Genomic DNA, 20,400 nt, shown 5'->3' on the forward strand with positions numbered 1-20,400 from the left:
CCGAAAGCAAGACCCGGCTTTCGCCGTGCAATAAGCTGGGCACCGGGCAAAAAGCAGGGCGATGAGCGACACCGAGCGACAAGCAAAAGATGCCGCTTCGACCGGCACCGGTTACCGGGTGCTGGCCCGCAAATACAGACCCAAGGACTTCACGGACCTGATGGTCGGCCAGGAGCCGATGGTTCGCACGCTGACCAACGCGTTCGAGACCGGCCGTATCGCCCAGGCCTATATGCTGACCGGCGTGCGCGGTGTCGGCAAGACCACGACCGCACGCATCCTTGCCCGCGCCCTCAACTACAAGACCGCTGCGGTCGATCGTCCGACGATCGATCTGCGCGAACCCGGTGATCATTGCCAGGCGATCATGGAAGGCCGGCATGTCGACGTCATCGAGATGGACGCCGCCTCGCACACGGGTATCGACGATATCAGAGAGATCATCGAGCAGGTGCGCTACCGTCCGGTCTCCGCCCGCTACAAAGTCTACATCATCGACGAAGTGCACATGCTGTCGACGGCGGCCTTCAACGGCTTGCTGAAGACGCTCGAAGAGCCGCCCGAGCATGTGAAGTTCATCTTCGCGACGACCGAAATCCGCAAGGTGCCCATCACGGTGCTGTCGCGCTGTCAGCGCTTCGACCTGCGTCGCATCAGCGCCTCCGATCTCGTCGGGCTGTTCACTACCATTGCCGGCAAGGAAGGCATCGAGGTGGAGCCGGAAGCGCTCGCCATGATCGCCCGTGCTGCCGAAGGCTCGGCGCGCGACGGCCTGTCGCTGCTCGACCAGGCGATTGCCCACGGCAGCGGCTTCGTTGCCGCGGACGCCGTGCGCGCGATGCTCGGGCTTGCCGACCGCGCCCGCATCGTCGATCTCTTCGGCCATGTCGTCAAAGGCGATGTTTCGGCAGCGCTTGCCGAATTCAACAGCCAGTACGAGGCCGGCGCCAATCCCGTCGTCGTGCTGACCGATCTTGCCGATTTCACCCATCTCGTGACCCGCCTCAAATATGTGCCCGATGCCGCCGACGATCCGTCGCTCAGCGAAATCGAGCGCACGAAAGCGGCGGAATTCGCGCAAGGTGTCGCGGTGACGGCACTTTCCCGCATCTGGCAGATGCTTCTCAAAGGCATTACCGAGACGGAGAACGCCGCACGCACAGCCGGAGCCGCCGAAATGGTGCTCATCCGGCTCGCGCATGCCGCTCATCTGCCGGCGCCAGAAGATGCCGCACGTAGGCTTGCCGAATTTTCGGACAGCAATGGCGGTTCGCGCCCCATATCCTCGCCCAATGGCGGCAACGGCGGCGGGGCTGTTTCCTATCAGGGCAGCGCCATGGCCCGTGCCGTCGAGACGCCGGCGCCGCGCCCCACGCCTTCCGCACCGGTCGCCATGCTGCGTGCCGTGCCGAATACACAACCGGATTCGCAACCTCTGGGACGCATCGAGCCGAAGCCCGTCGAAGCGCCGAAGCCGCTCGTGCCGATCAATTCGATGGCCGATATCGCCGAACTTGCCAGCCAGAAGCGCGATCCGAAGCTGAAGGCGCTGGTGCGGACCTTCGTGCGCCCGGTCAAGCTTGAGCCGGGCCGGCTCGATGTCAGCCTGACCTCAGGCGCTCCCGGCACGCTTTTGAACGAGCTTGCCGTCAAGCTGAAGGAATGGACCGGCATCCACTGGATCGTCAGTCTCAGCCGCGAGGAAGGCCAGCCGACGCTGGTCGAGGCCGAGGCGAACGCCCAGAAGCAGCGCGTCGCCGATGCGCGGCAGGACCCCGATGTCGCGGCGATCCTCGCGCAGTTTCCGGGCGCAAAGATCATCGACGTTCGGGTGCGCGCACCTGAGACGGAAGACGAAGAGGAAGCCGCCGCTCCGCCGGCTGCGGCCGAATCCGTCGATGGCGATATCCTGCCGGGCGACGATATAGAATTCTAAGGCTAGGATGGATGCCAATGGAACCGCATCGGCTTGAGGCCGTTGGCGAGACATCCTGGCTGATCAAAGAGACACTTGCAGAAGAAGGACCAAAGACGATGCGCGACATCATGGGCATGATGGGCAAAGTGAAGGAAATGCAGGCGAAGATGGAGAAGATGCAGTCGGAGATCGCCGACATTCGCGTCGAAGGCAAGGCCGGTGGTGGCCTCGTCACCGTCACCGTCAACGGCAAGGGCCTGATGCTGGGCATCAAGATCGATCCGTCGCTTTTCAAGGAAGACGATGTCGAAATCCTCGAAGACCTGATCGTCGCCGCCAACAAGGATGCCCAGGAGAAGGCCGAAGCGATCGCCGCCGAAAAGACCCGCGAACTGACGGCCGGCCTGCCGATCCCGCCCGGCTTCAAGCTGCCGTTCTGAGACCGGCAGATCATTCCAAAAATATTGCTGCCGCAGACCGCAACCCTGAAGCGTCGGCGCCCTTGAATTCTCCCTGATTGATACAAACGTTTTACATGAATGGGGATTTAAGGAGCGGCAGACGCTGCACGGCATGTCTTATTCGGAAAAGCCCAAAGTTTCCTTTTGGCTGCGTCTTTCCCAGGTGGAACTGGACTTCATCACATATGCGGTCATGGCCATCATAATCGTCAGTACGCTGTGGGGAGTGCGCGAAGCCAACCTATGGCGCATCAACCACTTTCCGCACGCTCAAGCGACCATTACGCGTATGTGGCCTGCAACTGTGAACCTAAGCCATGGCCGGACGAAAGCCGTGACACTGGCCGAAATCGCTTTTGTCAGAACGCATCTTGGAAAATCCTACGACTGCAAGAACACGATCGAGGTCGGCGAGCCAGATACCACCTTTCGGGTGGGCGATCATCTCGATGTCGTTCCACGAACGGGCAGCTGCTATAATGCGCTTATAGCGCAGCAGCTTACGACATCGCGCTGAACGGGGAGGCATTCCGACCGAGCCGGTCGCGACGGGCCATCATGCATTACCCTGAGAGATAACCCCCAGGGTCCCCAATCAACGGGCGGCCGCCTTGCGGATCAATTCGCGGCCGATCGCCTTTGCCGGTTCGTTTCGCAGCACCAGCGATGTCGTGACGGCTCCATGGCGAGCAATGGAATCGACGATGGTTTCAAGGTCGGCCGGAGTCGGCACGAGAACCTTGAGCAGGAAGCAATCCTCGCCTGTCAGCCTCAGCACCTCGATAATTTCAGGCATTTCCGAAAACTGCTTCAGATAGGGCCGAATGTGCTCATGCGTGGTCCTGAGACGAATGACCGCCATCATGCCGAGGCCGACGGCTGAGGGATCGATGACCGCGCGATATCCGGCGATCACACCGCGCTCCTCCAGCCGCTTCAACCTCTCCGAGGCCGCCGGCTGCGACAGGCCGACCCGGCGACCGAGCTCCGATACCGAAATCCGTCCGTCCTGCTGCAAAATCTCGATGATCGACAGATCCGTCGGATCCAAGCCTCTTTCGATGATGTCCATTGCCCACCTTCAATTCATCGGTTCGCCAAAGTTTTATCCGATGGATTGCAATGTCAATCGGCAACCCGGCATGTCAGTTTTTCTCCATCCGAGACTATGGAGAAAGAATAGAGATGAGCGATATCATCACGCTACCGGGGCTTGGCGGCTCGGGTGAAGATCACTGGCAAACGCTTTGGGAACGGGATGATCCGACCATGCGCCGTTTCCAGCCGTCGAGCTGGGATCGACCGATCCTCTCGGATTGGATTGCAGCGCTGGAGAGGGAAATCTTGCGCTGCAAAACGCCGCCGGTCCTGATCGCGCATAGTCTTGCCTGCCAGCTGATCGCCCATTGGGCTCCGTCAACGACAAGTGCGATCCTTGGCGCATTCATGGTGGCCGCGCCCGACCCTACAGGCGAAGTCTACCTCGCCGAGGCCGGCAGCTTCGCCAACCCGCCGCGGCAACGACTGCCGTTTCCGTCCCTGCTTGTCGCGAGCACCAACGATCCTTACGGCCCCCACGAATACGCGCAGGCCAGCGCCGAAATCTGGGGCAGCACGCTGGTCGATGTCGGGTCGCGCGGCCATATCAATGCGGCATCCGGCCTGGGCGACTGGCCGGAGGGCAAGGCGATCTTTCAACGCTTTCGCGCGCAGCTCGGCTGAATGCAAATCAGGCGTTTGGAAAAGCCGGGCCGGAATGCTATCTCTCAATATCATCTTCCAGATATCATCTCGCCTGCCTGATCGGAGGGAATGCGATGAGCCTGTCGACGCTGCTTGTTTTTGCCGGTGCCCTGTTCATTGCGGCGGGATCGCCGGGGCCGAACATTGCCGCGCTGGTGGCGCGCGTGCTGACGAAGGGGGCGCGCAACGTATTGCCGTTCCTGTCCGGCATGTGGCTCGGCGAGGCGATCTGGTTGACCTGCGCCGTTGCCGGCCTTGCGACCATTGCCGAAACCTTTCACCTCGCCTTCGTGGCGATCAAATGGCTCGGCGTCGCCTATCTGCTCTATCTCGCCTGGAAGATGTGGTTTGCCTCTTCCGATACGACGGAAGAGGAGCTGCCGGACGAGCAATCGGCCACACGGCTCTTCCTTGCCGGCTTTACGGTCACCATGGGCAATCCGAAGATCATGGTGTTCTACGTGGCGCTGCTGCCCTCGATCATCGATCTGCACGGTGTGACGATCTCCGGCTGGGCCGAGCTGGTGGCAACGATGTTTGCGGTTCTCATCGTCATCGATTTCTCCTGGGCGATGCTGGCCGCCAAGGCCAGGACCTTCCTCAAGAGCCGCCGCGCCGTGCGCATTGCCAATCGCGCCAGCGCGGGCACCATGGCAGGTGCGGCCGTCGCCATCGCCATGCGGTGAGGCTGGAGGCCGGCTTCGCCTTCCAGCACGACCCGGCTCGGCAATGATAGCTCGCTATGGGAAGCGACCAGAATTTTCATCGCTCAACCATGCCTTCCGTGATTCCGTTCTTGGAGCATATGGGCTAAAAGCCTCCCATGGCAAAGCGAGTCACCGGCCCCGAAATCGAAAAACTCATCCAGCTTCTGGCGAAGGTGCCGGGCCTCGGGCCGCGCTCGGCGCGGCGCGCGGCGCTGCATCTGATCAAGAAGAAGGACCAGCTGCTCGGGCCGCTGTCCCATGCCATGGGCGAGGCCTATGACAAGGTGAAGATCTGCTCTCGCTGCGGCAATGTCGATACGGTCGACCCCTGCACCGTCTGCACGGACGATCGGCGCGACCAATCCGTCATTATCGTCGTCGAAGACGTGTCCGACCTATGGGCGCTGGAGCGATCCGGCGCGATGAACGCCGCCTATCACGTTCTCGGCGGAGTTCTGTCGCCGCTCGATGGTGTCGGACCGGACGATCTGAATATTCGCGGGCTGATCGCGCGCGTCGGCGAAGGCGGTGTCCGCGAGATCATCATCGCCGTCAATGCGACGGTCGAGGGGCAAACTACAGCACACTATATAACCGACCAGCTCGATGGCCTCGAGGTCAAGATCACCCGTCTTGCCCATGGAGTGCCTGTTGGAGGCGAACTCGATTATCTCGACGAGGGCACGCTTGCGGCGGCGCTGAGAGCGCGGACGGCGATTTGATTTGAGAGCTGCAACAAAGGAAAGAGTATGAGGAGAGTTTTTACCCCTCTCTGTCAGCTTTCGCTGACATCTCCCCCACATGGGGGGAGATTGGTCGCCCGCAGCGGCGATCTGCCTCAAACCAATATCCTGCCTGCAGATTCCGAGAGAAATTTTACAGATAAGGGCCGCAGCGAACTCCCAACAATCTCCCCCCATGTGGGGGAGGTGTCGCAACAGCGACAGAGGAGGGTATCAGCGGCTCGGCATGCGCAAAGGCTGTTTTCCCTACTCTGTATCCTCCTCCTCACCCTCCTCCCCCTCCCCGCTCTCGCCGCCTCGAAAGCGGATGTCGAGGCACAGTTTCAGACCTGGATCCAGAAGGATCTCTGGCCGGACGCGCGGAAGGCCGGGATTTCGGAAAAGACCTTCCAGGCCGCCTTTACCGGCGTGACGCTGAACTGGGATCTGCCTGACCTTGAGCCGCCGGGTTTCCCGAAGCCGAAGCAACAGGCGCAGACCCAGGCCGAATTCTCTTCCCCCGCCCCCTATTTCAACGAGGCGCGGCTGCAGAAGCTCGCCGCAACAGGGCGGAGCCTTGCCTCGCAATATGGGCCGGTGCTGCGGCGGATCGAGAAGACCTATGGGGTGCCGGGGCCGATTCTGCTCGCCATCTGGGGCCGCGAAACCGGCTTCGGCGCCGCCAAACTGCCGAATTCCGCGATCCAGGTGCTGGCGACCAAGGCTTTCATGTCGACCCGCAAGGACATGTTCCGCAACGAGCTCATCGCTGGCTTACGCATTCTCGAGCATGGCGACGTGACGCCGGATCAGTTCAAGGGGTCCTGGGCCGGCGCGCTGGGCCAGCCGCAGTTCATGCCGACCAACTACCTGAAATATGCCGTCGATTTCGATGGCGACGGCCATCGCAACATCTGGACCTCTGTGCCGGACACGCTGGCCTCGATAGCCAACTATATGGTCCAGAAGGGCTGGCAACGCGGCCGTGGCTGGGGATATGAAGTGACTATCCCGCAGAATGTTTCCTGCGCGCAGGAAGGGCCTGATCTCGCCAAGCCGATTTCGCAATGGGCGTCACTTGGCATCAAGCGGCTTTCGGGCAAAACATTTCCGGCTGACGAAATGCGGGCGAGCGGCATGATGCTAGTGCCGGCCGGCCGCGACGGGCCGGAATTCATCGTCACGCCGAATTTCTACGTCATCAAGGAATACAATAATTCCGACCTCTACGGCCTCTATATCGGCAATCTCGCCGACCGCATTGCCTCCGGCAGCGGCGCGTTCGACGAAAAATGGGGCGATGTCGGCAAGATGCTGCGCTCGGATGTTGCCAACATGCAGAAGGTTCTGGAGCACAAAGGCTATGATGTCGGCGGTACCGACGGCCTGCCGGGCTACAAGACCAGGCGCTCGATCGGCCAGTGGCAGGAAAAGGGCGGCATGAAGCCCACCTGCTATCCGGACAGCTCCATGCTCGGCGTCCTGAAATAGCGGCGCGGACAGCTTTCGGCGCGAATGCCTTGCAATTTGCCGGAAAGAGGCTTATATCGGCTTCAAATTCTTGATCGCGTGATGAAGAGTGGGCCGCAAGGACCCGCTCTTTTTTATTAGCGCGATCTCCCAATGCATGAACAATGCAGGAGTGAATGCTTGTCGAACGTGACAAACGCAGACAATACCAACGAACCCAGGCTGATCGTCGAAACCGGCCTTGATCAGCGCGTCGCCGCCATCATCGAGCCCGTCCTTGTGGGCATGGGCTTTCGCCTGGTGCGCGTGCGCCTCCTGAACCTGAACGGCCTGACGCTGCAGATCATGACCGAGCGCAACGACGGCACCATGACCGTCGAGGACTGCGAAGAGGTCTCCACGGCCATTTCGCCGGTTCTGGATGTGGAAGATCCTATCGATAAGGCGTATCATCTCGAAGTATCTTCGCCGGGCATCGACCGCCCGATGGTGCGCAAGTCGGATTTCCAGCGCTGGATCGGCCATATCGTCAAGTGCGAAACCTCGATCCTCGTTGACAACCGCAAGCGTTTCCGCGGCAAGATCGCCGCCGTCGACAATGACGGCTTCACGATCGAGCGCGACCAGGTTGCCTATGGCGAGGAGCCGAAGGTGACCATTCCGTTCAGCACGTTGGCCGAAGCCAAGCTGATCCTGACGGACGATCTCATCCGCGACGCGCTGCGCGCCGACAAGCTGGCGAAGGCCGAGGCAGCGAACCAGAACGAAGCGGGCAACGAAGAAGAATAACCGATCAACGAACCGCCTGACGGAACGGGAACCCTGAAGGCTGGAAGACGGAGACTAAAGACAATGGCAGTCAGTGCGAACCGGCTAGAACTTCTGCAGATCGCAGATGCAGTGGCGCGCGAAAAGGTCATCGACCGCGAGATCGTGCTTGCCGCAATGGCGGATGCGATCCAGAAGGCCGCGCGCTCGCGTTACGGTACGGAATCGAACATCCGCGCCGACATCAACCCGAAGACGGGTGAGATTCGTCTGCAGCGTCTGCTCGAAGTGGTCGAAAAGGCCGAGGATTATTCCACGCAGATCCCGCTGGAGCTGGCCCGCGACCGCAATCCGGACGCAGCGCTTGGCGATTTCATCGCCGATCCGCTGCCGCCGATGGATTTCGGCCGCATCGCCGCCCAGTCGGCAAAGCAGGTCATCGTGCAGAAGGTGCGCGAAGCCGAGCGTGACCGCCAGTTCGACGAATTCAAGGATCGCGTCGGCGAAATCGTCAACGGCACCGTCAAGCGCGTCGAATACGGCAACGTCATCGTCGACCTCGGCCGTGGCGAAGGCATCATCCGCCGCGACGAAATGATCCCGCGCGAAAACTTCCGCTACGGCGACCGCGTCCGCGCCTATGTCTACGACGTCCGCCGCGAGCAGCGCGGCCCGCAGATTTTCCTGTCGCGCACGCATCCGCAGTTCATGGTCAAGCTCTTCACCATGGAAGTGCCCGAAATCTACGACGGCATCATCCAGGTGAAGTCGGTCGCCCGCGATCCGGGCTCGCGCGCCAAGATCGCCGTCATCTCGAACGACTCGTCGATCGATCCGGTCGGCGCCTGCGTCGGTATGCGCGGTTCGCGCGTCCAGGCCGTTGTCGGCGAGCTGCAGGGCGAAAAGATCGACATCATTCCCTGGTCCAGCGAGCCGGCGAACTTCGTCGTCAACGCGCTGCAGCCGGCCGAAGTCGCCAAGGTCGTTCTCGATGAAGACGCCGAGCGCATCGAAGTCGTGGTTCCGGACGAGCAGCTGTCGCTGGCCATCGGCCGCCGCGGTCAGAACGTCCGCCTCGCATCGCAGCTGACCGGCTGGGATATCGACATCATGACGGAGGCCGAGGAATCAGAGCGCCGTCAGAAGGAATTCAACGAGCGCACGAACCTGTTCATGGATGCGCTCGACGTGGACGAAATGGTCGGCCAGGTTCTGGCCTCGGAAGGCTTTGCCGCCGTCGAGGAACTGGCCTATGTCGATCTCGACGAAATCTCCTCGATCGATGGTTTCGACGAAGATACCGCCCAGGAAATCCAGACCCGCGCCCGCGAATATCTCGAGAAGCTCGAGGCCGAGATGGACGAGAAGCGCAAGGCTCTCGGCGTTTCCGACGAGCTGCGTCAGATCAACGGCATGACGGCGCAGATGATGGTCGCCCTCGGCGAGGACGGCATCAAGACGATCGAGGACTTCGCCGGCTGCGCCGCCGACGATCTCGTTGGCTGGAGCGAACGCAAGAACGGCGAGACGAAGAAATTCGAAGGCCTGTTCTCCAAGCTCGAAGTCTCGCGCGTCGAAGCCGAACAGATGGTCGTGCAGGCCCGCCTGCTGGCCGGCTGGATCACCGAAGCCGATCTCGCTACCGAAGCCGAAGAGGCATCGGAGGGTGAAGGCGAGGCCGAGCAGGAAGCATGATGAGCGCAGAGGGGCCGAAGGCCGCGCCCGAAGACGACGATCTTGCGGGTGACGGCGTGAATGGCCGTATGTGCATCGTAACACGCGAAAGCGGATCGCCGGATGAGCTGATCCGCTTCGTCGCCGCTCCGGACGGAACCGTCGTTCCGGATCTGAAGCGGCAGCTGCCGGGACGCGGATGCTGGGTCAAGGTCGACCGGGCGCTCGTGGACAAGGCAGTGGCAAAGAAGTTGTTCTCCCGCGCCCTGAAGGCGGAGGTGACCGCGCCGAGCGATCTCGGCGCTACCGTCGACCGCCTGCTTGCGGCGCAACTGGCCGGGATGATGAACATGGCACGCAAGGCGGGCCAGTTCGTATCCGGCTCGTCGAAGGTGGATGGCGCCGTTCGCAACGGCTCGGCACTTGCCGTGTTCCATGCGATGAACGCCGCCGCCGATGGCGTGCGCAAGATCGACCAGGCGCGCAAGGCCTGGCATCTCGGCATGGAGACCGAAGCGGAAATACCGTCCTTCCGTGTCTTTACGGAGGCGGAAATGGACGAACTGATGGGCCAGAATGCTTTTATCCATGCCGCAGCGCTTGCAGGGCAGGCGGGTGAGGGTGTAGTGAAGCGCGCAAACCTGCTCGAACGGTACCGCAACGGCGGTCAGTCCCGGGCAACGGGCGGCGCTGGCCGGCGAAAACAATGACGCGGTCACCGGCCTTTGCCGGACGCCTCATTAAGGTACATGCATTGAACGACAGGGTCTGACGGACGTTTCCGAGCCCTGTCCGAAGGAACAGGAACGGAATGACCGACAATCAAGACGACAAGACGCTGAGTGTTTCGGGTAAGAAGACCCTCACCTTGAAACCTTCAGGCGTAAACCAGGGCACCGTGCGCCAGGACATGGGCCGCGGTCGCACCAAGGCGGTCGTGGTTGAGACCCGTAAGCGCCGCCCGCTACGTCCTGAAGACGAAAAGCCAATCACGCCGACGACAACAGCCGCGCCATCGGTGACGCGCGTCGCCGAACCGACGCCGCAGCCGCCGCGCCCGCCGCAGCCGGCTCCGCGCATTCATCAGCCGGGCGGCCAGCAGCAGCGGCCAGCACAACCGAACCAGGGCTATCAGCAGCGCCCGCAGCAGGAGCGCTCGTCGCGTCCGGTGGTTCTGAACCACCTGTCGGCCGACGAGATGGACGCTCGTCGCCGCGCGCTTGCCGACGCCCAGGCTCGTGACGCCGCCGACGCCGTTCGTCGCGCCGAAGAAGAAGCGCGCCGCAGGCAGGAAGAAGAAGCACGCCGCGTTGCCGAACAGGCCGAAGCCGCTCGCCGTGCCGCCGAAGAGGCTGCTCAGGCCGCGGCAGCCGCCAAGGTTGCCGAACAGGCTCCGGCCGCTCCGGTTGAAGCCAAGGTTGAAGCTCCGAAGCCGGCTACCCAGCCTGCTCCGGCACCAGCCGTTGCACGCCGCCCGGATGCTTCCGCTCCACAGTCTGCCCGCCCCGGCACAGCCGCTGCGGAAGCGCCGGCCAATCGCCGTCGCCCGGGCAATGAGGAAGAGGAAAGCCGTGGCCCGTCACGCGGTGCTCCGATCCGTGGCAAGGTCACCCGGCCAGAGCCGGCGAAGCCCGTCACCACACGCCCGAAGACCGAGGATGAGCGCCGCCGCGGCAAGCTGACGGTCACGACCGCCGATGTCGACGAAGACGGCAATGCCCGCGGTCGCTCGCTTTCGGCCATGCGCCGCCGCCAGGAAAAGTTCCGCCGCAGCCAGATGCAGGAAACACGCGAAAAGATTTCGCGCGAAGTCATTCTGCCTGAGACCATCACCATTCAGGAGCTGTCGCAGCGCATGTCCGAACGCGCCGTCGACGTCATCAAGTACCTGATGAAGGAAGGTCAGATGATGAAGCCGGGCGACGTCATCGACGCCGATCTGGCCGAACTCATCGCCGGCGAATTCGGTCACACGGTCAAGCGCGTTTCGGAATCCGACGTCGAACAGGGCATCTTCAACGTTGCCGACGACGAAGGCGAACTGGTTTCCCGTCCGCCCGTCGTCACCATCATGGGCCACGTCGACCACGGCAAGACCTCGCTGCTCGACGCCATCCGCCATGCCAACGTGGTTGCCGGCGAAGCCGGTGGCATCACCCAGCATATCGGCGCCTATCAGGTCGAGCAGAACGGTCAGAAGATCACCTTCATCGACACGCCCGGCCACGCCGCCTTCACGGCGATGCGTGCTCGCGGCGCCCAGGCGACCGACATCGCGATCCTCGTGGTTGCGGCCGACGACAGCGTGATGCCGCAGACGATCGAATCGATCAACCACGCCAAGGCGGCGGGTGTTCCGATCATCGTGGCGATCAACAAAATCGACAAGCATGAAGCCAATCCGCAGAAGGTCCGCACGGAACTGCTGCAGCATGAAGTCTTCGTCGAATCCATGGGCGGTGAAGTGCTCGACGTGGAAGTCTCCGCGAAGAACCGCACCAACCTCGACAAGCTGCTGGAGGCCATCCTGCTGCAGGCGGAAATCCTTGACCTCAAGGCCAATCCGAACCGCACGGCGGAAGGCACCGTCATCGAAGCTCAGCTCGATCGCGGCCGTGGCTCCGTCGCCACCGTGCTCGTGCAGAAGGGCACGCTGCGTCCGGGTCAGATCGTCGTTGCCGGCGATCAGTGGGGCCGCGTTCGTGCGCTCGTCAACGACAAGGGTGAGCACGTGAAGGAAGCGGGGCCGGCCATGCCGGTCGAACTGCTCGGCCTTTCCGGCGCACCGCAGGCCGGCGACAAGTTTGCCGTCGTCGAAAGCGAAAGCCGTGCCCGCGAGATCTCGGAATACCGTCAGCGCCTCACCCGCGACAAGGCAGCTGCCCGCCTGTCGGGTCAGCGCGGCTCGCTCGAGCAGATGATGACCCAGCTGCAGGCTGTCGGCGTGAAGGAATTCCCGCTGGTCATCAAGGGCGACGTGCAGGGCTCGATCGAAGCCATTGCCGGCGCTCTCGAGAAGCTCGGCACCGACGAAGTCCGTGCTCGCATCGTTCATTCGGGCGCAGGCGGCATCACCGAGTCGGACGTCTCGCTGGCGGAGGCCTCCAATGCAGCGATCATCGGCTTCAACGTCCGCGCCAATGCGCAGGCACGTCAGTTCGCCGAGCGTCAGGGCATCGAAATCCGCTACTACAACATCATCTACGACCTGGTGGATGATGTGAAGGCAGCGATGTCCGGCCTGCTCTCTCCGGAGCGCCGCGAAACCTTCCTCGGCAATGCCGAGATCCTCGAGGTGTTCAACATCACGAAGGTCGGCAAGGTCGCGGGTTGCCGCGTCACCGAAGGCAAGGTCGAGCGTGGCGTGGGCGTCCGTCTGGTGCGCGACAACGTCGTTATCCACGAAGGCAAACTCAAGACGCTCAAGCGCTTCAAGGACGAAGTGTCTGAGGTCAACGTCGGTCAGGAATGCGGCATGGCCTTCGAAAACTACGAAGACATCCGCGTCGGCGACACGATCGAGTGCTTCCGCGTCGAGCATATCACCCGCACGCTGTAAGGCAGGATAGAACGAAACATTGGGACGGGCGCCGGAACATCCAGTCCGGCGCCCGAACCTTTTGGGACCAAGACAAATGGCAACAAGACCAACTTCTTCCGCGCCTTCGCAGCGCATGCTTCGCGTCGGCGAGCAGGTGCGCTCAGCGATCACGCAGGTTCTGCAGCGCGGCGAAGTGCGCGACGACCTGATCGAGCGCACCGTGATCTCCATTTCCGAGGTGCGCATGTCGCCGGATCTGAAGATCGCAACCGCCTTCGTGACCCCGCTCGGCGTTTCCGACCACAACGCCGTCATCGAGGCGCTGAACCGCCATGCGAAATACATCCGCGGCCGCCTCGGCCCGCAGCTTCGCCAGATGAAGTACATGCCGGAAGTTCGCTTCCGCGACGATACGAGCTTCGACAATTACAAGAAGATCGACGCGCTGCTGCGCTCGCCCGAGGTCAGCCGCGATCTCGAAGACGACAACGACCAAGATCAATAACAGAGACAGAGAATGTCCAAACCACGCAAGCCCAAGGGCCGCCCGATTTCGGGTTGGCTGATCCTCGACAAGCCGGTGGATTTCGGCTCGACCGAAGCCGTTTCCAAGATCAAGTGGCTGTTCAAGGCCCAGAAGGCCGGCCATGCCGGCACGCTCGATCCGCTCGCATCCGGCATGCTGCCGATCGCGCTCGGCGACGCCACCAAGACGGTCCCTTACGTCATGGACGGCCGCAAGATCTATGAGTTCACCGTGACCTGGGGCGAGGAACGCGCTTCCGACGATCTCGAAGGCGAAGTGACCGCCACCTCGGACAAGCGTCCGAGCGAAGAAGATATTCGCGCACTGCTGCCGAACTATACCGGCATCATCCAGCAGATCCCGCCGCAGTTCTCGGCGATCAAGATTGCCGGCGAGCGCGCCTATGACCTGGCCCGCGAGGGCGAGACGGTCGAGATCCCCTCGCGCGAAGTCGAGATTTTCCGCCTGACGCTGCTTGCCTGCCCCGACGCCAACACGGCGCATTTCGAAGTCGAATGCGGCAAGGGCACCTATGTGCGTGCGCTTGCCCGCGATTTCGGCCGCGATCTCGGCTGCTACGGCCATATTTCCGGCCTGCGCCGCAGCTTCGTCGCGCCCTTTGCCGAGGAAGCGATGGTGCCGCTTGCCGATCTCGTGGCACTGGAAAAGATCGAAGATGCCGACGAGCGGCTCGCAGCCCTCGACGCGCTGCTGATCGACACGGCCGAGGCTCTTTCATCGCTGCCGCATCTCGTCGTCAGCGACGACCAGGCGCATCGCCTGAAGATGGGCAACCCGATCCTGGTGCGCGGCCGCGATGCGCCGGTTGCCGAAACCGAGGCCTATGCCACGGCACGCGGCAAGCTGATCGCCATCGGCGAGATCGGCCAGGGCGAATTCCGCCCCAAGCGCGTGTTCGGCTGATACCCAATCAACCGGAAATGGCGGCTATTGCGAGGCATGGCGATGCGATATGCTCCCCGACGGGCCATGACGGCCCGTTCAAGGGGGAGAATATGCGCAGAGCTGCCATCGGCATACTGACATTCCTTTCGTTGTTCCTCACAGTCGCAAGCGCGCATTCCGCCGAGCGCTGGGCCGGGCTGCCGCCCTTTCCACCAATGCCGCAGCCGAAGACGAGCGGCATGGCCGATGTCAACGACATCAAGATGTATTACGCCGAGTATGGTCAGGGTGACCCCATTCTCTTCATCCACGGTGGCCTCGGAAATGCCGATGTCTGGGGCGCTCAGGTTACCGATTTCGCCAGGGATCACCTCGTGATCGTTGCCGACAGCCGCGGGCATGGCCGCTCGACACGCAGTGAGCAGCCCTTCGGCTACGATCTGATGACCTCGGACTACGTCGCGCTGCTCGACTATCTGAAGATCGGCAAGGTGACGCTGGTCGGTTGGTCGGATGGCGGCATCATCGGCATCGACATGGCGATGAAACATCCTGAAAAGCTGACCCGCGTGATCGCGCAAGCCGCCAATGTCACGACCGACGGCGTCAAGCCGGACGTCATGAGCAACAAGACCTTCAACGACTACATCAACGTCGCCGGCGAGTATTACAAGAAGCTGTCGCCGACGCCGAGCGAATATGATGCCTTCGTCAATCAGATCTCGCAGATGTGGGCGACGCAGCCGGCCTGGACGGCGGCTGACCTCGGCAAGATCACGGTGCCGGTGACGCTTGCCATCGGTGACCACGACGAGGCGGTCAAGCTCGACCATACGCAGATGATGGCAAAGGAGATACCAGGCGCCAAGCTCGTCATCCTGAAGGACGCCAGCCATTTCGCCATGCTGCAGGATCCAGAAGGTTACGACGCCCTGATCCGGGATGCCATGGCAGGGCGCTGAAACCGCCCAGGGAGAACCCTCTTTCCATTGGCGCTCATTTGGTTTATAGGCAGCGCCAGCATCAGGCATGCCTGATTGCATTCGCGGCCAATGCTGGACGACATCCCGGCGTTTGGCGACTTCAATCTCCTCTCATAGAAAGGACCATCCGATGTCGATCACTGCTGAGCGCAAGGCTGCGCTGATCAAGGAATACGCTACCGCCGAAGGCGACACCGGTTCTCCGGAAGTCCAGGTTGCGATCCTGACCGAGCGCATCAACAACCTCACGGACCATTTCAAGGACCACAAGAAGGACAACCACTCCCGTCGTGGCCTTCTGACGATGGTTTCCAGCCGGCGCTCGCTTCTTGACTACCTCAAGAAGAAGGACGAAGGCCGTTATACCAAGCTGATCACCAGCCTCGGTATCCGCCGCTAACAGAATCTCCGGCGGGCGTTCTGCTGAACGTCCGCCGGATGCTTATGAAGGGTATGAACCCTTAAAGACTGTTTCGCTTGCGCCTTACGTTGGCGCGACGCGAAACTGCCGGCAGGCCGGATGGGCCGGTGCTGCCAACAACAACCGTTGACCTGTCATGGGGCAGGATTGCCGGATGCTTTCAGCCGAAGCTTCGCGCTTCGGCCGACCTTCGAAAGCCTCTCGTTGTCTTGCCCGTGATGCGTCACATTTCGTGCGGTTGAAGATGCGCCCTGCCGAAATCGTCGGCCACGGCGCATTTTCCCGCATCGTGCAAGGATAAGATATGTTCGATATCCATACCGTAGAAATCGAGTGGGCAGGCCGCCCGCTGAAGCTGGAAACCGGCAAGATCGCCCGCCAGGCCGATGGCGCCGTCGTCGCGACCTATGGCGAGACCGTGGTTCTTGCGACCGTCGTTTCCGCCAAGTCGCCGAAGCCGGGCCAGGACTTCTTCCCGCTCACCGTCAACTACCAGGAAAAGACCTACGCAGCCGGCAAGATCCCCGGCGGCTACTTCAAGCGCGAGGGTCGTCCGAGCGAAAACGAAACGCTCGTTTCCCGCCTGATCGACCGCCCGATCCGCCCGCTCTTCCCGGAAGGCTACAAGAACGACACGCAGGTCGTCGTGACAGTCATCCAGCATGACCTCGAAAACGATCCGGACATCCTGTCCATGGTCGCGACGTCCGCAGCCCTGACGCTCTCGGGCATTCCGTTCATGGGTCCGATCGGCGGCGCCCGCGTCGGCTATATCAACGGCGAATACGTGCTGAACCCGCATCTCGACGAGATGGACGAGTCGACCCTCGACCTCGTCGTCGCCGGCACGCAGGACGCCGTTCTGATGGTCGAATCCGAAGCCAAGGAACTGCCTGAAGACGTCATGCTCGGCGCCGTCATGTTCGGCCATCGCGGCTTCCAGCCCGTCATCGACGCGATCATCAAGCTCGCCGAAGTCGCCGCCAAGGAGCCCCGCGATTTCACGCCTGAGGATTTCTCCGCGCTCGAAACCGAAATGCTCGGCCTTGCCGAAGCCGAACTGCGCGATGCCTACAAGATCACGCAGAAGGCCGATCGCTACGCTGCCGTCGACGCCGTCAAGGCGAAGGTCAAGGCACACTTCCTCCCCGAGGAAGGCGAAGCCAAGTACACGGCCGAGGAAGTCGGCGCCATCTTCAAGCACCTGCAGGCGAAGATCGTTCGTTGGAACATCCTCGACACGTCCAGCCGCATCGACGGCCGCGACCTGTCGACCGTTCGTCCGATCGTCTCGGAAGTCGGCCTGCTGCCGCGCACGCACGGCTCGGCGCTGTTTACCCGCGGTGAAACGCAGGCAATCGTCGTCGCCACGCTCGGCACCGGCGAAGACGAACAGTATGTCGACAGCCTGACGGGCATGTACAAGGAGCGCTTCCTGCTCCATTACAACTTCCCCCCTTACTCGGTTGGCGAAACCGGCCGCATGGGTTCCCCGGGTCGTCGCGAAATCGGTCACGGCAAGCTCGCATGGCGCGCTATCCGCCCGATGCTGCCGACGGCGGAACAGTTCCCCTACACGCTGCGCGTCGTTTCCGAGATCACCGAGTCCAACGGCTCGTCTTCGATGGCAACGGTTTGCGGCACCTCGCTCGCTCTGATGGACGCCGGCGTTCCGCTCGCTAAGCCGGTTGCCGGTATTGCTATGGGTCTGATCCTGGAAGGCGAGCGCTTCGCGGTTCTTTCCGACATTCTCGGCGACGAAGACCACCTCGGCGACATGGACTTCAAGGTCGCCGGCACTGCCGACGGCATCACCTCGCTGCAGATGGACATCAAGATCGCCGGCATCACCGAAGAGATCATGAAGGTCGCTCTCAGCCAGGCACAGGGCGGTCGTGCCCACATCCTCGGCGAAATGTCCAAGGCAATCACCGAAAGCCGCGGCCAGCTCGGCGAATTCGCTCCGCGCATCGAAGTGATGAACATCCCGGTCGACAAGATCCGCGAAGTCATCGGCTCCGGCGGCAAGGTCATCCGCGAAATCGTCGAAAAGACCGGCGCGAAGATCAACATCGAGGACGACGGCACCGTCAAGATCGCCTCCTCCTCTGGCAAGGAAATCGAAGCGGCCCGCAAGTGGATCCACTCGATCGTTGCCGAGCCGGAAGTCGGCCAGATCTACGAAGGCACTGTTGTCAAGACCGCCGACTTCGGCGCATTCGTCAACTTCTTCGGCGCTCGCGACGGCCTCGTCCACATCTCGCAGCTCGCTTCCGAGCGTGTTGCCAAGACGCAGGACGTCGTCAAGGAAGGCGACAAGGTCTGGGTCAAGCTGCTCGGCTTCGACGAGCGTGGCAAGGTTCGCCTGTCCATGAAGGTCGTCGATCAGGCAACCGGCCAGGAAATCGCTGCCGACAAGAAGAAGGACGACGCGGCCGAATAAGCCCGCGCCTTCATCCAGGTTCCGGGGCGCGGGATATTTTCCGCGCCCTTTTTATATTGATGCCGCCGGTCGCCGCCTTGCTAATATTGCGTGCCCGGCCCCTCACCCTAGCCCTCTCCCCGCACATGCGGGGAGAGGGGATCGCGACTGTGCTCGATAACGACCTCCTCACCAGGAGGCATGTTTTCTGGCTCTGTCGTCCCCTCTCCCCGTTCCAACGGGGAGAGGGCTAGGGTGAGGGGCAAGCACAGGATACGACGATGGCGCATATCCGACAGAGAAACCCATTCCCATGACGAGACCACGCCCATGAGCCGCGATGCCCTGAAGACTCTGTTCCACCCCTTTGCCTCCGGCACCGTCGAGGCGCCTAGCGAGGGTGAACGCATCCTGTTTCTCGGCGCCGAGGCGGGCTTCGCGCTGCCGGAGGGTTTTGCCGCCGAGCTTTCCGCCGTCCAGGGCTTCCGTCCCTTCTATCGCCAACTACAGGCGCAGCGCATCAACGTGACGCCTGACATCGAAGGCGAAGGTTATGACGGCGCGCTGGTGCTTTGCGCCAAGCACAAGGGCGAGAACGAGGATCATATCGCCGAAGCGCTTGTTCGCGTTAGGGAAGGCGGCCTCATCGTCGTTGCCGGCGGCAAGGAAGACGGCATCCAGCCGCTGCGCAAGCGCATCGAAGGCTTCGGCCTCTCAGTCGAGCATATGCCGAAGTATCACGGCGTTGCCTTCTGGTTTGCCCGCCCTGCCGAGATCAAGGCATTGACGGCCCAGCTCGCAAAGCCGGCGACTGAGGTCGAGGGCCGCTTCACAACGGCGCCCGGCATGTTCTCCCACGACCGTATCGACGCCGGCTCTGAACTGCTCGCCTCGCGTCTGCCGACCGATTTTGCCGGTGACGCCGCCGACTTCGGTGCCGGTTGGGGCTATCTCTCGGTCGAGCTCGCAACCAAGTCGCCGAGGATCGAGCGTATCGACCTCTACGAGGCCCATTATGGCGCCCTGGAGGCCGCCCGCGCCAATCTCCTGGCAAACTGCCCGAAAGTCGCCCAGCGCTTCTTCTGGCACGATCTGGCGAGCGAGCCGGTCAAGGACAAGTACGATCTGATCATCATGAACCCGCCCTTCCACGAGGGCCATGCCGCCGAGCCTTCGCTCGGCCAGGCGATGATCAAGACCGCGGCTTCGGCGCTGCGCAGCGGCGGCCGCCTGATGCTGGTCGCCAATCGCGGCCTGCCCTACGAGCCGGTACTGGCAGAAAACTTCAAGGAATTCGGCGAGACCTGCCGCAATGCCCGCTACAAGGTGCTCTGGGCGAAGAAGTAAGAGCGGGATCGCAACGGCCCCGACCTCAATTAAGCCACCGTCATATCCTCCCCTTCGCTTCACCGCATATTCGAAGCCGTGGGGGGATCGTGACGCGAATGATGGGCATCACACGCAGGCGCGTGCTTCAATCCGGCCTTCTCGCGCTCGCCTCGGCATTTCCAGCCGTGTGCCGCGCTGAAGTGAAGCCCGGCTGGCAATCGGCCTTGGTCGCCGCCGCACGCAGCCAGATCGGCGTCACGACGCTTTATGATCCCGCCTATGTCCGTATCGCCTATCCGGGCGGTGATGTGCCGCCTGAGCGTGGCGTCTGCGCCGACGTCATCATCCGCGCCTATCGCAGTGCCTTCGGCCTCGACCTGCAGAAGCTGCTGCACCAGGACATGAGCACCCATTTCTCCGGCTATCCCCAGGCCTGGGGTCTGAAAAAGCCTGACAGCAACATCGATCATCGGCGCGTTCTCAATCTAGCCGCCTATTTCAGCCGCAGGGGAACGGCGCTACCGGTCAACGACGATGTCGGCCAATATCAGCCGGGTGATCTCGTCACGCAGCTCTTGCCGGGTAACCTGCCGCATATCCTCATCATCTCCTCCGGCATGTCGAGCGAGGCCGCGGGCCGTCCGCTGGTGATCCAGAACATAGGCGCTGGCGCAAAGGAGGACGACACGCTGTTTGCCTATCAGCGCACTGGGCATTTCCGCGTCGCGCCAGAGGCGGCAGCTCTTTGAGGGACCATCCTCGCAAGACAGAACAAGGCGGCTGAACTTTCGTCAGACCTTATCGAGTGG

Annotated in this window: 19 protein-coding genes; 18 read left to right on the plus strand and 1 reads right to left on the minus strand. The window is 62.2% G+C overall.

What is annotated here, in order from left to right:
* Positions 1-61 precede the first annotated feature (61 nt).
* The 3 genes from AC13Q5_RS33650 (at position 62) to AC13Q5_RS33660 (ending at position 2,896) form a co-directional block, all read left to right on the plus strand.
* The gene (locus AC13Q5_RS33650; protein WP_488504734.1) at positions 62-1,936 is read left to right on the plus strand and encodes a DNA polymerase III subunit gamma/tau; all 1,875 of its coding nucleotides are present in this window, start codon (positions 62-64) and stop codon (positions 1,934-1,936) included.
* 98 nt (positions 1,937-2,034) lie between these two features.
* Entirely contained in the window at positions 2,035-2,358 is a 324-nt protein-coding gene (locus tag AC13Q5_RS33655) for a YbaB/EbfC family nucleoid-associated protein (protein ID WP_075856809.1), read from the plus strand.
* A 133-nt stretch (positions 2,359-2,491) separates the two neighbouring features.
* On the plus strand, positions 2,492-2,896 hold the full coding sequence (locus AC13Q5_RS33660; protein ID WP_075856772.1) for a hypothetical protein: 405 nt from the start codon (positions 2,492-2,494) through the stop codon (positions 2,894-2,896).
* Positions 2,897-2,974: 78 nt separating this feature from the next.
* Here AC13Q5_RS33660 and AC13Q5_RS33665 read toward each other — a convergent pair whose 3' ends face one another.
* Positions 2,975-3,451 (minus strand): Lrp/AsnC family transcriptional regulator, encoded by a 477-nt coding sequence (locus tag AC13Q5_RS33665; RefSeq protein WP_457878098.1) that lies wholly within the window; start codon positions 3,449-3,451, stop codon positions 2,975-2,977.
* A gap of 113 nt (positions 3,452-3,564) precedes the next feature.
* Between AC13Q5_RS33665 and AC13Q5_RS33670 the strand changes: the two genes are divergently transcribed.
* From AC13Q5_RS33670 to AC13Q5_RS33740, 15 genes are all read left to right on the plus strand, one after another.
* Positions 3,565-4,101: an RBBP9/YdeN family alpha/beta hydrolase gene (locus AC13Q5_RS33670; protein ID WP_457878099.1), complete on the plus strand. Its 537-nt coding sequence runs from the start codon at positions 3,565-3,567 to the stop codon at positions 4,099-4,101.
* A 95-nt stretch (positions 4,102-4,196) separates the two neighbouring features.
* Positions 4,197-4,808 (plus strand): LysE family translocator, encoded by a 612-nt coding sequence (locus AC13Q5_RS33675; RefSeq protein ID WP_457878100.1) that lies wholly within the window; start codon positions 4,197-4,199, stop codon positions 4,806-4,808.
* Positions 4,809-4,945: 137 nt separating this feature from the next.
* Complete coding sequence (gene recR, locus AC13Q5_RS33680; RefSeq protein ID WP_457878101.1) at positions 4,946-5,551, plus strand: recombination mediator RecR; 606 nt, start codon at positions 4,946-4,948, stop codon at positions 5,549-5,551.
* 27 nt (positions 5,552-5,578) lie between these two features.
* Positions 5,579-7,042, plus strand: a complete 1,464-nt coding sequence (locus AC13Q5_RS33685) for a lytic murein transglycosylase (RefSeq protein WP_488504736.1) — start codon at positions 5,579-5,581, stop codon at positions 7,040-7,042.
* A 159-nt stretch (positions 7,043-7,201) separates the two neighbouring features.
* Positions 7,202-7,810, plus strand: a complete 609-nt coding sequence (gene rimP, locus AC13Q5_RS33690; protein ID WP_488504737.1) for a ribosome maturation factor RimP — start codon at positions 7,202-7,204, stop codon at positions 7,808-7,810.
* 63 nt (positions 7,811-7,873) lie between these two features.
* Positions 7,874-9,484, plus strand: coding sequence for a transcription termination factor NusA (gene nusA / locus AC13Q5_RS33695; protein WP_488504738.1), 1,611 nt, complete (start codon positions 7,874-7,876; stop codon positions 9,482-9,484).
* A complete protein-coding gene (locus AC13Q5_RS33700; RefSeq protein ID WP_075856765.1) occupies positions 9,481-10,173 on the plus strand; it encodes an RNA-binding protein in 693 nt (230 codons plus the stop codon). The genes nusA and AC13Q5_RS33700 overlap by 4 nt, the downstream gene beginning before the upstream one ends.
* A 101-nt stretch (positions 10,174-10,274) precedes the next feature.
* Positions 10,275-13,022 carry a translation initiation factor IF-2 gene (infB, locus tag AC13Q5_RS33705; RefSeq protein WP_075856764.1) on the plus strand — a complete coding sequence of 916 codons (2,748 nt, stop codon included), beginning with the start codon at positions 10,275-10,277 and terminating at the stop codon, positions 13,020-13,022.
* Between the two features lie 76 nt (positions 13,023-13,098).
* Positions 13,099-13,509, plus strand: coding sequence for a 30S ribosome-binding factor RbfA (gene rbfA / locus AC13Q5_RS33710; protein ID WP_488504739.1), 411 nt, complete (start codon positions 13,099-13,101; stop codon positions 13,507-13,509).
* Positions 13,510-13,521: 12 nt separating this feature from the next.
* Positions 13,522-14,454 (plus strand): tRNA pseudouridine(55) synthase TruB, encoded by a 933-nt coding sequence (gene truB, locus AC13Q5_RS33715; protein WP_488504741.1) that lies wholly within the window; start codon positions 13,522-13,524, stop codon positions 14,452-14,454.
* A gap of 92 nt (positions 14,455-14,546) precedes the next feature.
* Positions 14,547-15,398 (plus strand): alpha/beta fold hydrolase, encoded by an 852-nt coding sequence (locus tag AC13Q5_RS33720; RefSeq protein WP_488504742.1) that lies wholly within the window; start codon positions 14,547-14,549, stop codon positions 15,396-15,398.
* Between the two features lie 151 nt (positions 15,399-15,549).
* Entirely contained in the window at positions 15,550-15,819 is a 270-nt protein-coding gene (gene rpsO, locus AC13Q5_RS33725; RefSeq protein WP_004127740.1) for a 30S ribosomal protein S15, read from the plus strand.
* Positions 15,820-16,144: 325 nt separating this feature from the next.
* Positions 16,145-18,283 carry a polyribonucleotide nucleotidyltransferase gene (pnp, locus tag AC13Q5_RS33730; RefSeq protein ID WP_488504743.1) on the plus strand — a complete coding sequence of 713 codons (2,139 nt, stop codon included), beginning with the start codon at positions 16,145-16,147 and terminating at the stop codon, positions 18,281-18,283.
* 309 nt (positions 18,284-18,592) lie between these two features.
* Entirely contained in the window at positions 18,593-19,609 is a 1,017-nt protein-coding gene (locus tag AC13Q5_RS33735; protein WP_488504744.1) for a class I SAM-dependent methyltransferase, read from the plus strand.
* A 98-nt stretch (positions 19,610-19,707) separates the two neighbouring features.
* Entirely contained in the window at positions 19,708-20,340 is a 633-nt protein-coding gene (locus AC13Q5_RS33740) for a DUF1287 domain-containing protein (RefSeq protein ID WP_488504745.1), read from the plus strand.
* Positions 20,341-20,400 lie beyond the last annotated feature (60 nt).

The organism is Martinezella sp. CNPSo 3964, from assembly GCF_057784375.1.

Excerpts from the sequence above, each read along its gene's own strand:
- pnp (WP_488504743.1), top strand. The coding sequence starts at position 16,145 with ATGTTCGATATCCATACCGTAGAAATCGAGTGGGCAGGCCGCCCGCTG.
- AC13Q5_RS33675 (WP_457878100.1), top strand. The coding sequence starts at position 4,197 with ATGAGCCTGTCGACGCTGCTTGTTTTTGCCGGTGCCCTGTTCATTGCG.
- infB (WP_075856764.1), top strand. The coding sequence starts at position 10,275 with ATGACCGACAATCAAGACGACAAGACGCTGAGTGTTTCGGGTAAGAAG.
- AC13Q5_RS33650 (WP_488504734.1), top strand. The coding sequence starts at position 62 with ATGAGCGACACCGAGCGACAAGCAAAAGATGCCGCTTCGACCGGCACC.
- rbfA (WP_488504739.1), top strand. The coding sequence starts at position 13,099 with ATGGCAACAAGACCAACTTCTTCCGCGCCTTCGCAGCGCATGCTTCGC.
- recR (WP_457878101.1), top strand. The coding sequence starts at position 4,946 with ATGGCAAAGCGAGTCACCGGCCCCGAAATCGAAAAACTCATCCAGCTT.
- AC13Q5_RS33660 (WP_075856772.1), top strand. The coding sequence starts at position 2,492 with ATGTCTTATTCGGAAAAGCCCAAAGTTTCCTTTTGGCTGCGTCTTTCC.
- AC13Q5_RS33740 (WP_488504745.1), top strand. The coding sequence starts at position 19,708 with ATGATGGGCATCACACGCAGGCGCGTGCTTCAATCCGGCCTTCTCGCG.
- rpsO (WP_004127740.1), top strand. The coding sequence starts at position 15,550 with ATGTCGATCACTGCTGAGCGCAAGGCTGCGCTGATCAAGGAATACGCT.
- AC13Q5_RS33670 (WP_457878099.1), top strand. The coding sequence starts at position 3,565 with ATGAGCGATATCATCACGCTACCGGGGCTTGGCGGCTCGGGTGAAGAT.
- AC13Q5_RS33655 (WP_075856809.1), top strand. The coding sequence starts at position 2,035 with ATGCGCGACATCATGGGCATGATGGGCAAAGTGAAGGAAATGCAGGCG.
- AC13Q5_RS33735 (WP_488504744.1), top strand. The coding sequence starts at position 18,593 with ATGAGCCGCGATGCCCTGAAGACTCTGTTCCACCCCTTTGCCTCCGGC.
- AC13Q5_RS33720 (WP_488504742.1), top strand. The coding sequence starts at position 14,547 with ATGCGCAGAGCTGCCATCGGCATACTGACATTCCTTTCGTTGTTCCTC.
- nusA (WP_488504738.1), top strand. The coding sequence starts at position 7,874 with ATGGCAGTCAGTGCGAACCGGCTAGAACTTCTGCAGATCGCAGATGCA.
- AC13Q5_RS33685 (WP_488504736.1), top strand. The coding sequence starts at position 5,579 with ATGAGGAGAGTTTTTACCCCTCTCTGTCAGCTTTCGCTGACATCTCCC.
- AC13Q5_RS33665 (WP_457878098.1), bottom strand. The coding sequence starts at position 3,451 with ATGGACATCATCGAAAGAGGCTTGGATCCGACGGATCTGTCGATCATC.
- truB (WP_488504741.1), top strand. The coding sequence starts at position 13,522 with ATGTCCAAACCACGCAAGCCCAAGGGCCGCCCGATTTCGGGTTGGCTG.
- AC13Q5_RS33700 (WP_075856765.1), top strand. The coding sequence starts at position 9,481 with ATGATGAGCGCAGAGGGGCCGAAGGCCGCGCCCGAAGACGACGATCTT.